Origin of the sequence: Citrobacter freundii ATCC 8090 = MTCC 1658 = NBRC 12681 (genome assembly GCF_011064845.1) — a bacterium.
Classification (GTDB): Bacteria; Pseudomonadota; Gammaproteobacteria; order Enterobacterales; family Enterobacteriaceae; genus Citrobacter; species Citrobacter freundii.
Map to the genome: position 1 here is coordinate 3,360,774 of NZ_CP049015.1, position 14,812 is coordinate 3,375,585.

The 14,812-nt window shown below is 50.6% G+C and carries 12 protein-coding genes; 5 read left to right on the plus strand and 7 right to left on the minus strand.

Going from position 1 to position 14,812, the window contains the following annotated elements:
* Positions 1 to 49 precede the first annotated feature (49 nt).
* From nuoB to lrhA, 3 genes are all read right to left on the minus strand, one after another.
* Positions 50 to 712, minus strand: coding sequence for an NADH-quinone oxidoreductase subunit NuoB (gene nuoB / locus G4551_RS16290; RefSeq protein WP_003028075.1), 663 nt, complete (start codon positions 710 to 712; stop codon positions 50 to 52).
* Positions 713 to 727: 15 nt separating this feature from the next.
* Positions 728 to 1,171: an NADH-quinone oxidoreductase subunit NuoA gene (nuoA, locus tag G4551_RS16295; protein ID WP_003028077.1), complete on the minus strand. Its 444-nt coding sequence runs from the start codon at positions 1,169 to 1,171 to the stop codon at positions 728 to 730.
* A 627-nt stretch (positions 1,172 to 1,798) separates the two neighbouring features.
* Complete coding sequence (gene lrhA, locus G4551_RS16300; protein ID WP_003028079.1) at positions 1,799 to 2,737, minus strand: transcriptional regulator LrhA; 939 nt, start codon at positions 2,735 to 2,737, stop codon at positions 1,799 to 1,801.
* Between the two features lie 927 nt (positions 2,738 to 3,664).
* Between lrhA and alaA the strand changes: the two genes are divergently transcribed.
* Both alaA and yfbR read left to right on the plus strand, forming a co-directional pair.
* Entirely contained in the window at positions 3,665 to 4,882 is a 1,218-nt protein-coding gene (alaA, locus tag G4551_RS16305; RefSeq protein ID WP_003028082.1) for an alanine transaminase AlaA, read from the plus strand.
* Between the two features lie 83 nt (positions 4,883 to 4,965).
* Positions 4,966 to 5,565, plus strand: coding sequence for a 5'-deoxynucleotidase (gene yfbR / locus G4551_RS16310; RefSeq protein ID WP_003839353.1), 600 nt, complete (start codon positions 4,966 to 4,968; stop codon positions 5,563 to 5,565).
* Positions 5,566 to 5,666: 101 nt separating this feature from the next.
* Here the strand turns inward: yfbR and G4551_RS16315 are convergent, their stop codons facing one another.
* The 4 genes from G4551_RS16315 to yfbV all read right to left on the minus strand — a co-directional run bounded on the left by G4551_RS16315 (position 5,667) and on the right by yfbV (position 9,279).
* On the minus strand, positions 5,667 to 7,499 hold the full coding sequence (locus tag G4551_RS16315) for an SLC13 family permease (protein ID WP_003028084.1): 1,833 nt from the start codon (positions 7,497 to 7,499) through the stop codon (positions 5,667 to 5,669).
* Positions 7,500 to 7,575: 76 nt separating this feature from the next.
* Entirely contained in the window at positions 7,576 to 8,253 is a 678-nt protein-coding gene (locus G4551_RS16320) for a sugar phosphatase (RefSeq protein ID WP_085951580.1), read from the minus strand.
* Positions 8,246 to 8,740 carry a YfbU family protein gene (locus G4551_RS16325; protein WP_003028086.1) on the minus strand — a complete coding sequence of 165 codons (495 nt, stop codon included), beginning with the start codon at positions 8,738 to 8,740 and terminating at the stop codon, positions 8,246 to 8,248. Before G4551_RS16325 ends, G4551_RS16320 begins: the two co-directional genes overlap by 8 nt.
* An 83-nt stretch (positions 8,741 to 8,823) precedes the next feature.
* Positions 8,824 to 9,279 carry a terminus macrodomain insulation protein YfbV gene (yfbV, locus tag G4551_RS16330; protein ID WP_003028087.1) on the minus strand — a complete coding sequence of 152 codons (456 nt, stop codon included), beginning with the start codon at positions 9,277 to 9,279 and terminating at the stop codon, positions 8,824 to 8,826.
* Between the two features lie 339 nt (positions 9,280 to 9,618).
* Between yfbV and ackA the strand changes: the two genes are divergently transcribed.
* The 3 genes from ackA (at position 9,619) to yfcC (ending at position 14,762) form a co-directional block, all read left to right on the plus strand.
* Positions 9,619 to 10,821, plus strand: a complete 1,203-nt coding sequence (gene ackA / locus G4551_RS16335; RefSeq protein WP_003839347.1) for an acetate kinase — start codon at positions 9,619 to 9,621, stop codon at positions 10,819 to 10,821.
* Between the two features lie 76 nt (positions 10,822 to 10,897).
* Positions 10,898 to 13,042: a phosphate acetyltransferase gene (gene pta / locus G4551_RS16340; protein WP_003028094.1), complete on the plus strand. Its 2,145-nt coding sequence runs from the start codon at positions 10,898 to 10,900 to the stop codon at positions 13,040 to 13,042.
* 199 nt (positions 13,043 to 13,241) lie between these two features.
* Positions 13,242 to 14,762 carry a putative basic amino acid antiporter YfcC gene (gene yfcC, locus G4551_RS16345; RefSeq protein WP_003839344.1) on the plus strand — a complete coding sequence of 507 codons (1,521 nt, stop codon included), beginning with the start codon at positions 13,242 to 13,244 and terminating at the stop codon, positions 14,760 to 14,762.
* The last annotated feature ends 50 nt before the right edge of the window (positions 14,763 to 14,812 follow it).

Here is a 14,812-nt window from a genome sequence, read left to right on the forward strand (position 1 = left end):
TATTTATGTAGTGATAAGCGAAGGAAGTGCTGCTGCCGACAGGCGCAAATTAAATCTCGTCTGGTGTACGAAGATTCGTTACAGCAATACGTTCGCCGCGTTTACGCTCGCGTTCTGATTGCATATTGGCGCGATAAACGCCCTGATCGCCAACCACCCAGGAGAGCGGACGGCGTTCTTTGCCAATGGAATCTTGCAGCAGCATCAGAGCCTGCATATACGCTTCTGGGCGCGGCGGACATCCCGGGATGTACACATCGACCGGAATAAATTTATCAACGCCCTGCACTACAGAATAGATGTCGTACATCCCGCCGGAGTTGGCGCATGCGCCCATGGAAATAACCCATTTCGGTTCCAGCATCTGATCGTAGAGGCGCTGAATAACTGGCGCCATTTTGGTAAAGCAGGTTCCGGCTACGACCATCAGGTCAGCCTGACGCGGCGATGCACGCAGTACTTCCGCACCAAAACGGGCCACATCGTGCACGGCGGTAAACGAGGTCACCATCTCAACGTAGCAGCAGGAAAGGCCAAAGTTATATGGCCAAATTGAGTTTTTACGGCCCCAGTTAACCATGTCATGCAGTTTGCCCATGAACACGTTTTTGTTAACTTCTTGTTCCAGGGGGTCGGTTACGATCTCCTGTTTTTGCAGGGGGTAACGGTCGTTCTCACCGTTAGGATCTATGCGGGTGAGCGTATAATCCATCTTAATGCCTCGCGGTTAGCGTTGACGATTAGCGATACTGTTCGTTTCCGGGTTCATACGCTCGCGGCGTGAACGCGCGGGCGTCCAGTCCAGCGCGCCAATACGCACCAGATAAACCAGACCTGCCAGTAACACAAAAATAAAAATTGCAGCTTCCACAAAGCCAATCCAACCGCTTTCACGGATAGAAGTTGACCATGCGAACAGATACAGCGCTTCAACGTCGAAGATAACGAAGAACATGGCTACCAGATAAAACTTGGCAGACAGGCGCAGGCGGGCGGTGCCGACCGAGTCGATACCTGATTCAAACGGCACGTTTTTAGATCTCGCGCGTGCGCGACCCCCTAAAAACCAGCCGCCGACGAGCATCAGGCAGCACAGGCCAATGGCAACGATAAGAAAGATAGCGAATGCCCAGTGATGAGCGATGATTTCAGTGGATGTTGACATACTCATTGCTTACTCATCAAAAGTAGCGCCAAATTCTCTGCTCTTTTCGGCAGATGAACGCCACATCGATTCATGGGGAGGAATAAAAAAAACCTTACAATCACTGTGAAAAATCATTTTATACAGCTAATTGATGGGTTTTTTTACTCCTTTCTATAACCTTTTGTCAACTTTAACAAAAGTTTCCTCACATTATTTTACACTACTCCAACTCCATTAACATAAAGTGCTCTTTAGACCCATTTCGATTGCATCATCGGTCATTTTTAATGTTGTTGAATCGTGTCCGTAGTGAAGTAAAAAAGATAATACACGTCTATTTTGACAGGAATTCACCCAGATGCCTCCCCCTAAATGGGAGTATTTTCTTGATCTGTGACACGCTTTTGTTAATTCACCATAAAAAACAGCAACAATTTCTCTAGTTTTTTAACATGGAAACATTTAGCAACGCGGCTGATTATTTTTCACCCTATTGTCAGTCTGTTTTTTTACCTGCTGATTTTGTTAAGTTTTAGTATATGAATGAACAGAAAGCAGTAATATTTGCATAAAAAAAGAGCCGCTGGATGTTTTTTCATCATCAGTGGCTCTTTTTTACACTTACATTTTTAAACGTTTTTTTGTGACGCTTTACTCAAAGTCGCCTTCAACAATCAGCGAGTCATCTCCCCCTTCAGGGGTAAACTGATTGTATTGCCAAGGATTTTGATATGTCTGCATCGACTTAAAGATAGCCTGAGCTAATTCATTTTGCGTGGCCGGATCGCTGCACAACAGATACTCGGTATCAGGCAGAGGTGGCAATCCGTCCGCCGCACCCAGTACGCGTAAATCCGGGCTCATCATTTCTACAGGACGCGCAGTAACGCCAAGCCCTGCTTTTACCGCCGCGCGGACCGCAGGCAATGTTGAAGCGACATAAGCCAGACGCCACGGGATCTGTGCGGCATTCAACGTCGCCAGCACGATATCGCGAAACGGGCTGGGATCGTCCAGCAGAACTAACGGCACCGGTTCGCCTTTTTGCAGGATATATTCGGCTGCGCAATACCAGTGCGTAGGTGAAGTCCGCAAATTCAGGCATTCAAAATCGTCAGGGCGATTCGTGGTTACCACTAAATCCACTTCTTGCGACTTAAGCATCTCCACCATGTAAGCATTGCGTTTCACTCTTACATCAAGGGCAAGTTTCGGATAAACCGAACTAATGCGGTTAAGCAGAAATGGGAGTATGGTGTCGGCGGATTCATCAGAAGCACCGATAGTTAACACCCCCTGAAGATTGTTAAACATCAATGATGAGCATGCCTCATCATTAAATCGCAGTATTTTCCTGGCGTAACCCAACAGTTGGATACCATGTTCGGTCAGCAGTTTGTTGCGTCCATGACGCGCGAACAACTCTTTCCCCACAAGTTGCTCAAGGCGCTGCATTTGCTGACTTACCGCAGACTGAGTTCGACATACTGCAGCTGCCGCAGCCGCGAAGGTATTTAGGTCGGCAACAGCAACAAAGGTTCTCAGCAGATCGAGGTCGAGGTTAATTATCGGACGATTTGCATTTATCATAGTTTTTCACTTACTCGCGGGTCATACCGGGTTAATGCTGTGCATTCAGAATCAAACAACTCCATTTGTAATGTGCCTCCCTTCAGTTTCGCTTAGTGTAACCAAGTGAAAATAAGGATGTATTTGGTTTAACAAACGAAACAATGCTCTTTCTGAGCTATTTTAAAACCCGTGATATTCATCGGAATATAGCAACGAGAAAGAGCCGTATTTTTAGCTGCCGGATGATTCTGACTAATGGAAAACATGTAAATTTTGTAAATTTAAAAAATAGTTAACGAACAATAATTTACACATTAAAAACTAACTTTTCAGTATGTTATGAACAACCAACAAACATTTGAATTATCGTAAAACTCGTACTACACACCATTTCATAGGAGTTATCTTAACCTAAAACCACTATATTTATAAGTGTTATTGCGAATAATTCCGGGCGAATTGGTGTTATGTCAGTGCAACGGTTTTCGTATTATTAGCCCACTCAATTTGATGCCGTTTAAATAATAAATAATAATTAATTAAGAATCTCTCAATTCATTAATTATGCTTAACAATGGATTCACACCGCGTCACGTAGGGATCAGACCGATAACAGAATTCGTGGATGAAACCTCAGTATTTTCGAATCGCGCCGTATCGCACATATATCGGCTGCATTTTGTTTTATAGGGCTAACTTTTTTCGACCAGACAAATCACCATACCAATACCAACAAAGCAAAACATAAATCATAAAAAACACAACAATCCAGATTATTACACTGTAATAATTGTATAATTTAGTTATTAAAAGTTAATTATCGCCCTCCTGCTTTCCAAAATCTTCTACTAAAGACCCTTCAAAACTCACCGTCGTGGGAGTACATTGTGCTGGGCTGACTTCCACGGCAGGGAGTGGCATTCACAGCTAAAAAGGTCAACGTTCATGTCCCCCATTGAAAAATCCAGCAAATTAGAAAACGTCTGTTATGACATTCGCGGCCCGGTTCTGAAGGAAGCAAAGCGCCTGGAAGAAGAAGGCAACAAAGTTCTGAAACTGAACATCGGCAACCCTGCGCCTTTCGGGTTTGAAGCACCAGATGAAATTTTAGTGGATGTGATCCGCAATTTGCCAACTGCGCAAGGATATTGCGATTCCAAAGGCCTTTATTCAGCCCGCAAAGCAATCATGCAGCATTACCAGGCCCGCGGGATGCGCGATGTAACCGTAGAAGATATCTATATCGGTAACGGCGTATCCGAATTGATTGTGCAGGCCATGCAGGCATTGCTGAACAGTGGGGACGAAATGCTGGTTCCTGCACCTGATTATCCACTGTGGACGGCGGCGGTTTCGCTCTCTGGTGGTAATGCCGTGCATTACCTGTGTGATGAATCATCAGACTGGTTCCCGGACCTGGATGATATCCGCGCCAAAATTACGCCGCGTACGCGTGGGATCGTCATCATCAACCCCAACAACCCAACCGGCGCTGTTTATTCTAAAGAGCTGCTGATGGAGATTGTTGAGATTGCTCGCCAGAACAACCTCATCATCTTTGCAGATGAGATTTACGACAAAATTCTCTACGATGACGCCGAGCACCACTCGATAGCGGCAATGGCCCCGGATCTGCTGACTATTACCTTTAACGGCCTGTCAAAAACCTATCGTGTTGCCGGTTTCCGTCAGGGCTGGATGGTACTGAACGGACCGAAGAAACATGCCAAAGGGTATATCGAAGGCCTTGAGATGCTGGCTTCTATGCGCCTGTGTGCGAACGTCCCTGCACAACATGCCATTCAGACCGCGCTGGGTGGATATCAGAGCATCAGCGAATTCATCATGCCTGGCGGACGTCTGTATGAGCAACGTAACCGCGCCTGGGAACTGCTCAATGATATTCCTGGCGTCTCTTGCGTAAAACCGCGCGGTGCACTGTATATGTTCCCGAAAATTGACGCCAAGCGCTTCAATATTCATGACGACCAGAAGATGGTGCTCGACTTCCTGTTGCAGGAAAAAGTACTGCTGGTTCAGGGGACGGCATTCAACTGGCCATGGCCGGATCATTTCCGCATCGTTACGCTGCCGCGAATTGATGATATCGAAATGTCGTTGAGTAAATTTGAGCGTTTCCTGTCAGGGTATCGCCAGCTGTAACCACGCAAAGTGCTACCGGGTTTGCATCCGGTAGCACTCTCTGCGCAAAATACCGTTACTGAAGTCACTGAGTAAGGGTCGTTATGAAGCAGAGCCACTTTTTTGCCCACCTCTCCCGTCTGAAACTCATTAACCGCTGGCCGCTGATGCGCAACGTGCGCACCGAAAACGTGTCCGAACACAGTCTGCAGGTTGCTATGGTTGCTCATGCGCTGGCCGCGATCAAAAACCGTAAATTTGGTGGTCAGGTAAATGCTGAGCGTATTGCCCTGCTGGCGATGTATCACGATGCGTCAGAGGTGTTAACCGGCGATCTTCCTACCCCAGTGAAATATTTCAACTCGCAGATTGCTCAGGAATATAAAGCGATAGAGAAAATTGCCCAGCAAAAACTGGTCGATATGGTTCCCGATGAGTTACGCGATATTTTTGCACCGCTCATTGATGAACATGCCTCAAGTGAAGAAGAAAGATCGATTGTTAAACAGGCCGATGCCCTGTGCGCGTATCTGAAGTGCCTGGAAGAACTCTCCGCCGGTAACAACGAATTTCTGCTGGCGAAAACACGTCTGGAAAAAACGCTGGAGTCACGACGCAGCGAAGAGATGGACTACTTTATGGACGTGTTTGTCCCAAGCTTTCACCTTTCATTAGATGAAATCAGCCAGGATTCACCGCTTTAAACGATTTTGCCGGATGGCGTCTAACGCCTTATCCGGCCTACAGATAACGTGATATCCGTATGCCTGATAAGCGCAGCGCCATCAGGCGTTTACTGCGGCGGTCAAAACGGAAACAGCATCGGGATCATCACCACGCACACTGCCATGACAATCACCGTAAACGGTACGCCAATCTTCACGAAGTCGCTAAAGCTGTAGTTACCCGGCCCGAGCACCAGTGTGTTTACCGGTGAAGACACTGGCGTCATAAAGGCTGCGGAAGCCGCCATCGCAATCACCATCGCAAACGGATACGGCGAAACGCCCATCGACTTTGCCGCCGCCAGCGCAATCGGCGCCATCAGTACCGCCGTCGCGGTGTTAGAGATAAATAACCCAATGGTCGCGCACAGCACGAACAGGCAGCCCAGCATCATATACGGGCCGTACCCACCACCAACGTCCATTAGCCCTTTCACCACCAGATCGACGCCGCCCGTTTTCTGTAACGCCAGCGCAAAAGGCATCATCCCGACAATCAAAATAATGCTTGGCCAGTGAATGGCTTTGTAGGCGCTTTCGGCATCGATGCAACGGAATTTTCCCATCAGCAAACAAGCGATAATCGCGGCAACCGTATTAGGGATTTCATCGGTGAGCATTAACGCGACCATCAGTACCAGACAGAAAATCGCATGCGGCGCCTGGCTGTGCGCCGGAGAAGCTTCACTGACTTCCACAGGCATATTTAGCACCACAAAATCGCGCCCTTTTTGTCCAAGCAGCGTGATCAGCTTCCAGTTGCCCACCACTAAAATGATATCGCCCATCAACAGCGGCTCATCAACCACCGCCCCGGCCAGCGCCGTACCATCGCGCTTCAGCCCAACGACATTCAGCCCGTAACGCGTACGAAAAGCGATTTCCCGTACCGTTTTGCCGATCAATTCCGACTCAGGGATCAGAGAGATTTCGGCCATGCCCACATCAAGCGCTTGCTCGGAGAAGTATTCTCCACGCAGCACCATCGGTTCCAACAGTTGCTCAGCGCAAAATTCACGCAGGTCGACATCGGCCGCAGACATATCAATCAGCAATACGTCACGAGCACGAAACTCAGAAACCCCGTTTACGTCAACGATCACGCGACGAAAGCGACGCCAGCGCTCCACGCCAATCACGTTTGCCCCGTAGCGCTCACGCAGTTTCAGGTCGTCCAGACGCTGGCCTATCATAGGAGAACCCGGGCGAATCGCCAGGCGACGCGCGCGCCCGGTCAGGCGATATTCTTTAATCAGATCGCGAAAGGTCCGGCGCTTCCAGCCGTCGCCCGGCTGCCCGGAGTCTTCACCCTTCAGCATAAAACGCATCACCAGCATATAAATTATGCCAAGTACCAACACCACCAATCCCAGTGGGGTTACGCTAAAAAAGCTAAAACCATTAAGTCCTTCACGTAACAGTTCACTGTTGACGACCAGGTTTGGCGGCGTTGCCACCAGCGTCATCATGCCGCTTATCAAGCCGGCAAAACTTAGCGGCATCATCAGGCGTGAAGGGGAAATTTCCATGCGCATGGAAACACTTAAGACAACCGGAATAAAGATGGCGACCACACCGGTCGAACTCATGAATGCACCGAGTCCAGCTACGGTTATCATCAGCAACACCAGCATTTTGACTTCACTGCTACCGGCGACCTTCACCAGCCAGGCGCCCATTACTGTCGCCACACCGGTACGCACGAGGCCGTCACCGATAATGAATAAAGCCGCTATCAAAATAACGTTAGGATCGCTGAACCCTGAAAAAGCCTCTGTGATGCTCAATGTTCCACTCAGAACAAAGGCAATAATGACCAGCAAAGCGATCGCGTCCATACGCACTCTGCCAGTTGCAAACAAGACGACGGCAATCGCCAGCAATGAGAGAACCCATATCAATTCACCGTTCACAACATATCCTTGTTAAATGAGAGGATGGACTGATTCTGCCATAAAAAAGCCCCAACAATCTGGGGCTAAATCATGATCAGGTATTTCTTATAACGACCACATTTCCGTTGGGTTGTTTGGTCACAGAAATATGTTCCAGACTGGTCAGCGAAAAATCAACCTCGTTCAGACGCGGCGTATCCGCTGGCGCGTTGACCGCGATGACATGACACCCAGCTGCCAGTCCTGAAAGCACCCCGGCGGGGGCATCTTCCACCACGGCACATTCCTGCGGCGCCAGGCCCAGAAGCTGAGCGCCTAACAGATACGCGTCTGGCTCTGGTTTCCCTCTTTTTACCCGCTCGGCGGTGACAAACACTTCAGGAGCAGGAAGCCCAGCAACACGATGGCGCGCCCGTGCGACCGGCATAGAGCCGGAGGTCACAATTGCCCATGGAATACCCGCTTTATTGAGATGGTTGAGTAAATCAACAGCCCCAGGCAGCGCAGTGATCCCGGCGGTTTCCGTCGCTTCGATCTGCTCCAGACGGGTAAACTCCGCGGCGATCTCTGCCTCAGATTTGCCCACCATAAAGTGTCGCAGGGAGGTAATGGCCTGCTTGCCATGAATAAAGCCGAGCACCTCGGCGTGATCGAGGCCAAAACGATCGGCCCAGTTGCACCACGCACGTTCTACTGCGGGTAAGGAATCGACCAGCGTTCCATCCAGATCAAACAGAAAACCTTTGCACTGCACGCTCGCCCCCTCAGGCATTAATGATTTGGTTAATTTCATTCGCGCTCAGGTGATACTGGCGCGGGCAAGAGTGCCAGACGTTCAACATACGCTGATATTTTTCCCACATCGGGGTTTGGGCGTTGAAGCCATGCGTACCCGCATCAAAGTGGGTATAGCGACCTTCCACATTCACCATAAAGCGAACGTATCCGAGGAAACGGGCTTCCGTTGCGGCGTCAAAACCGAGGAAAGTCACGCGGCGCTCATCAATAGCCTGTGCATCCTTAAGATTAGTCCAGGACACATGTAATGCGTGATACATCTCCATAATATCGATAATCGTACGACAGGTTTCTTCCGTCAGTTCACCAAACTCACGATCCAGCTCACGCATCTGCAAGCCGTAACCGCGTTCAATAATCGTCTGCAAACGACGATAACGCTCGGCGTTAGTTGGGTCGAGCATAGTCATCATTTTGTACTGATTCGACAAAATCAGACGTTGAGCGTTGGTCATTTCCATTTGGGACTCCTGTATCACTACTACTGCGATGAAAAAAAAGAAGGCATCTTGTGCCTTCTTTTATATGCGTAATCAGGGGTCAATTACAAATCATCAAGGAAAGTTTTATCCAGTTGTTTGAAGGCGCGCTTAAGCGTGTCAGCCAGCGCCTGGTAATCCGGCTTTCCTTCTACCGGAGAGAGCGCCTGCCCGGCTTCTTGCAATTTACCCCGAACTTCGTAGAACCAGTTGAGTATTGAAGGCGGCAGCGGCGTTACGGAACGTTTACCCAGCCACCACATGCCTTGCATCGGCAGGCTGAGCGCAAACAGCGCGGTCGCCACGGCCGGTCCCAACTGTCCCCCTAGCGCAATTTGCCAGCATAAGGTGAAGACGGCGATAGGCGGCATAAAACGGATTGCGTAACGTGTCATACGGATCACGCGGTTCTCTACAAACACGGGCGCGAGGCGCTTTTCCATTGGCCACGTCTTCGCGTAGTGCTGCCCCCGGCGAAACAAGCTAAAAAAATTGACGGAACGATTATCCGGTGTCGACATGGCGGTTACCTCAACTTCACATATAAAAATTAAAAAATTTGTGCAAAACAACAACTACAAGGGACATCGTTCAAAACATTTTGTCTTTGATACCCACATTCAGGTATCCTGTGCCGGCCTGTAAGGCCTTTAGTCCAAAATCATTGAGTCGTCAAATTGACACATAGTATGCCATTGGCTGAAAAATACGCAAAATGACATAGACTCAAAGGTATTTATTCCATCGTGCCCAAAAAGACCATGGCGCATGATGTTAATCATAAACGTCGGTGTCATCATGCGCTACGCTCTATGACTCCCTGACGTTTTTTTAGCCACGTATCATAAATAGGTACTTCCATGTCGAGTAAGTTAGTACTGGTTCTGAACTGCGGTAGCTCCTCACTGAAATTTGCCATCATCGATGCAGTAAACGGTGAAGAATACCTTTCTGGTTTAGCCGAATGTTTCCATCTCCCAGAAGCACGTATCAAATGGAAAATGGATGGCGGTAAACAAGAAGCGGCTTTAGGTGCAGGCGCCGCTCACAGTGAAGCGCTGAATTTTATCGTTAATACTATTCTGGCACAAAAACCAGAACTGTCTGCTCAGCTGACTGCGATTGGTCACCGTGTTGTTCACGGCGGCGAAAAATACACCGGCTCTGTAGTTATCGACGATTCCGTTATTCAGGGTATCAAAGATGCAGCCTCTTTTGCACCGCTGCACAACCCTGCACACCTGATCGGTATCGCTGAAGCGCTGAAATCCTTCCCGAATCTGAAAGACAAAAACGTGGCCGTATTCGACACCGCGTTCCATCAGACTATGCCGGAAGAATCTTACCTCTACGCCCTGCCGTACAGCCTGTACAAAGAACATGGCGTTCGTCGTTACGGCGCGCACGGTACCAGCCACTTCTTCGTTACTCAGGAAGCGGCTAAAGTGCTGAACAAACCGGTTGATGAGCTGAACATCATCACTTGCCACCTGGGCAACGGCGGTTCTGTATCTGCTATCCGTAACGGTAAATGTGTTGATACCTCCATGGGTCTGACCCCACTGGAAGGTCTGGTGATGGGTACACGTTCCGGTGACATCGACCCGGCGATCATCTTCCACCTGCACGACACCCTGGGCATGAGCGTTGACCAGATCAACAAAATGCTGACCAAAGAGTCCGGCCTGCTGGGTCTGACCGAAGTCACCAGCGACTGCCGCTATGTTGAAGATAACTACGCGACTAAAGAAGACGCTAAACGTGCAATGGACGTTTACTGCCACCGTCTGGCGAAATACATCGGTTCTTACACTGCGCTGATGGATGGTCGTCTGGATGCCGTTGTCTTCACCGGTGGTATCGGTGAAAACGCCGCGATGGTTCGTGAACTGTCTCTGGGCAAACTGGGCGTTCTGGGCTTTGAAGTAGACCACGAACGTAACCTGGCCGCACGTTTCGGCAAATCTGGTTTCATCAACAAAGAAGGTACCCGTCCTGCGTTGGTTATCCCAACCAACGAAGAACTGGTTATCGCGCAAGACGCGAGCCGTCTGACCGCCTGATTTCACACCGCCAGCCTAGCTGGCGGTGCTGTTTTGTAACCCGCCTGAAACGGGCGGTAACGAAAGAGGATAAACCGTGTCCCGTATTATTATGCTGATCCCTACCGGAACCAGCGTCGGTCTGACCAGCGTCAGCCTTGGCGTGATCCGCGCAATGGAACGCAAAGGCGTTCGTCTGAGCGTCTTCAAGCCGATCGCTCAACCGCGTGCCGGTGGCGATGCGCCAGACCAGACTACCAGCATCGTCCGTGCTAACTCTTCTCTGCCAGCCGCTGAGCCGCTGAAGATGAGCCACGTTGAATCTCTGCTGTCCAGCAATCAGAAAGATGTGCTGATGGAAGAGATCATCGCGAACTACCACGCGAACACTAAAGACGCTGAAGTTGTCCTGGTTGAAGGCCTGGTCCCAACCCGTAAACATCAGTTCGCGCAGTCTCTGAACTACGAAATCGCGAAAACGCTGAATGCAGAAATCGTCTTCGTTATGTCTCAGGGCACCGATACCCCGGAACAACTGAACGAGCGTATTGAACTGACTCGCAGCAGCTTCGGTGGCGCGAAAAACACCAACATCACCGGCGTAATCGTTAACAAACTGAACGCACCGGTTGATGAGCAGGGCCGTACTCGCCCGGATCTGTCCGAGATTTTCGACGACTCTTCCAAAGCGAAAGTGATCAAAGTTGATCCGGCTAAACTGCAAGAATCCAGCCCGCTGCCGGTTCTGGGCGCGGTGCCATGGAGCTTCGATCTGATCGCTACTCGTGCAATCGATATGGCGCGTCACCTGAACGCCACTATCGTAAACGAAGGCGATATCAATACCCGTCGCGTGAAGTCTGTGACTTTCTGCGCACGCAGCATTCCGCACATGCTGGAACACTTCCGCGCAGGTTCCCTGCTGGTGACTTCCGCTGACCGTCCGGACGTGCTGGTTGCTGCATGCCTGGCAGCGATGAACGGCGTAGAAATTGGCGCCCTGCTGCTGACCGGTGGCTACGAAATGGACGCGCGCATTACCAAACTGTGCGAACGTGCATTCGAAACCGGCCTGCCGGTATTCATGGTCAACACCAACACCTGGCAGACCTCTCTGAGCCTGCAGAGCTTCAACCTGGAAGTTCCGGTTGACGATCACGAGCGTATCGAAAAAGTTCAGGAATACGTTGCTAACTTCATCAACGCTGACTGGATTGAATCTCTGACCGCAACGTCTGAGCGCAGCCGTCGTCTGTCTCCACCAGCGTTCCGTTATCAGTTGACCGAGCTGGCACGTAAAGCGGGCAAACGCGTTGTTCTGCCGGAAGGCGACGAACCGCGTACCGTTAAAGCGGCAGCCATCTGTGCTGAACGTGGTATCGCAACCTGCGTACTGCTGGGTAACCCGGATGAGATCACCCGCGTTGCGGCCTCTCAGGGCGTTGAACTTGGCGCTGGCGTAGAAATCGTTGATCCAGATGTGGTTCGCGAAAGCTACGTTGCTCGTCTGGTCGAACTGCGTAAGAACAAAGGCATGACCGAAACCGTTGCCCGCGAACAGCTGGAAGACAACGTGGTTCTCGGTACCCTGATGCTGGAACAGGACGACGTTGACGGTCTGGTTTCCGGTGCCGTTCACACTACTGCGAACACCATTCGTCCACCGCTGCAGCTGATCAAAACTGCACCGGGTAGTTCCCTGGTGTCTTCTGTGTTCTTCATGCTGCTGCCGGATCAGGTTTACGTTTACGGCGACTGCGCGATCAACCCGGATCCAACCGCAGAACAGCTGGCAGAAATCGCTATTCAGTCCGCTGAATCCGCGATTGCCTTCGGTATCGAACCGCGCGTTGCGATGCTCTCCTACTCCACCGGTACCTCTGGTGCAGGTAGCGACGTAGAGAAAGTTCGTGAAGCGACTCGTCTGGCGCAGGAAAAACGTCCTGACCTGATGATCGACGGACCGCTGCAGTACGACGCCGCCGTTATGGCTGACGTTGCGAAATCCAAAGCGCCGAACTCTCCGGTTGCAGGTCGCGCTACCGTGTTCATCTTCCCGGATCTGAACACCGGTAACACCACCTACAAAGCGGTACAGCGTTCTGCCGACCTGATCTCCATCGGGCCGATGCTGCAGGGTATGCGCAAGCCGGTGAACGACCTGTCTCGTGGCGCGCTGGTAGACGATATCGTCTATACCATCGCACTGACCGCGATCCAGTCTTCCCAGCAGCAGCAGTAATCTGCCGAGTGTGCCGGATCTCTTATCCGGCAACATATCTACTTATCAAACCGGAAATAGCTGATATTTCCGGTTTTTTTATGTCTGTTTCCCCTTTGGCATAATCTGAAATATTTGCCTGAATGCGCTGCATCAATGAATAACTATTCTTCTGTTCGCATACTTACCCTCTTTTGCATTGCAACAGGGATAGTCTTTCATGTCAGCAGTAACAGAATCACAGCCAGCCAAAAAATGGGCGATGCCCGACACGCTGGTGATTATTTTTTTCGTCGCCATTTTAACCAGTCTGGCGACATGGGTTGTTCCCGTCGGGATGTTCGACAGCCAGGAAGTGCAATATCAGGTTGATGGACAAACCAAAACCCGTAAAGTCGTTGATCCCCACTCTTTCCGCATTCTGACCAATGAAGCCGGTGAAGAGCAGTATCACCCGGTTAAGTTCTTTACCACCGGAGATGAGCGCCCAGGCCTGATGAATTTTCCGTTCGAAGGCTTAACCTCCGGCTCGAAATTCGGCACTGCGGTCGGCATCATTATGTTTATGCTGGTCATTGGCGGCGCATTTGGCATCGTTATGCGTACCGGCACCATTGATAACGGCATCCTGGCGCTCATCCGCCATACGCGGGGCAACGAGGTCCTCTTTATCCCAGTGCTGTTTATTCTCTTCTCCTTAGGCGGCGCGGTGTTTGGCATGGGGGAAGAGGCGGTTGCCTTTGCCATTATCATCGCGCCGCTGATGGTCCGGCTAGGTTACGACAGTATCACCACCGTTCTGGTTACCTATATCGCGACTCAGATTGGTTTCGCCAGCTCATGGATGAACCCATTTTGCGTGGTGGTCGCGCAAGGTATTGCGGGGGTGCCAGTGCTCTCTGGTTCCGGTCTGCGCATCGTGGTCTGGGTGGTCGCTACGCTAATAGGACTAACCTTCACGCTGGCCTATGCGGCACGCATCAAAAAGAATCCGCTTTTGTCCCGGGTACATGAATCCGACCGCTTCTTTCGCGAGCAGCAGGACGAGGTCGTGGAACGACGCTTCACGCTCGGTGACTGGCTGGTACTGATGGTGTTGACGGGCGTGATCGTGTGGGTCATTTGGGGCGTTATTGTCCACGCATGGTTTATTCCTGAGATCGCCAGTCAGTTCTTCACGATGGGCCTGGTGATTGGCATTATCGGCGTCGTGTTTCGGCTCAACGGCATGAAGGTCAACATCATGGCCTCCTCATTCACTGAGGGAGCACGAATGATGATTGCCCCTGCCCTGCTGGTTGGTTTTGCCAAGGGCATTTTACTGCTGGTCGGTAATGGAGAGGCGAGTGAAGCCAGCGTGTTAAACACTCTGCTGCACAGTATTGCCAACGGCATTAGCGGGCTGGATAACGCCATAGCGGCGTGGTTTATGCTGTTGTTCCAGGCGGTGTTTAATTTCTTCGTCACCTCCGGCTCCGGTCAGGCAGCATTGACCATGCCGCTGTTAGCGCCGCTGGGCGATCTGGTTGGCGTCAACCGTCAGGTTACCGTGCTGGCCTTCCAGTTTGGCGACGGATTCAGCCATATTATCTATCCGACATCGGCATCTCTGATGGCTACGTTAGGTGTTTGTCGGGTGGATTTTCGTAACTGGCTGAAGGTAGGTGCTACGCTGTTGGGGCTGCTGTTTATTATGTCCAGCGTGGTGGTGATTGGTGCGCAGATAATGGGTTACCATTAAAAAGCGCGCGTCCGGCCTACTCGATTTCTCGACGCAGTAGGCCGGATGAA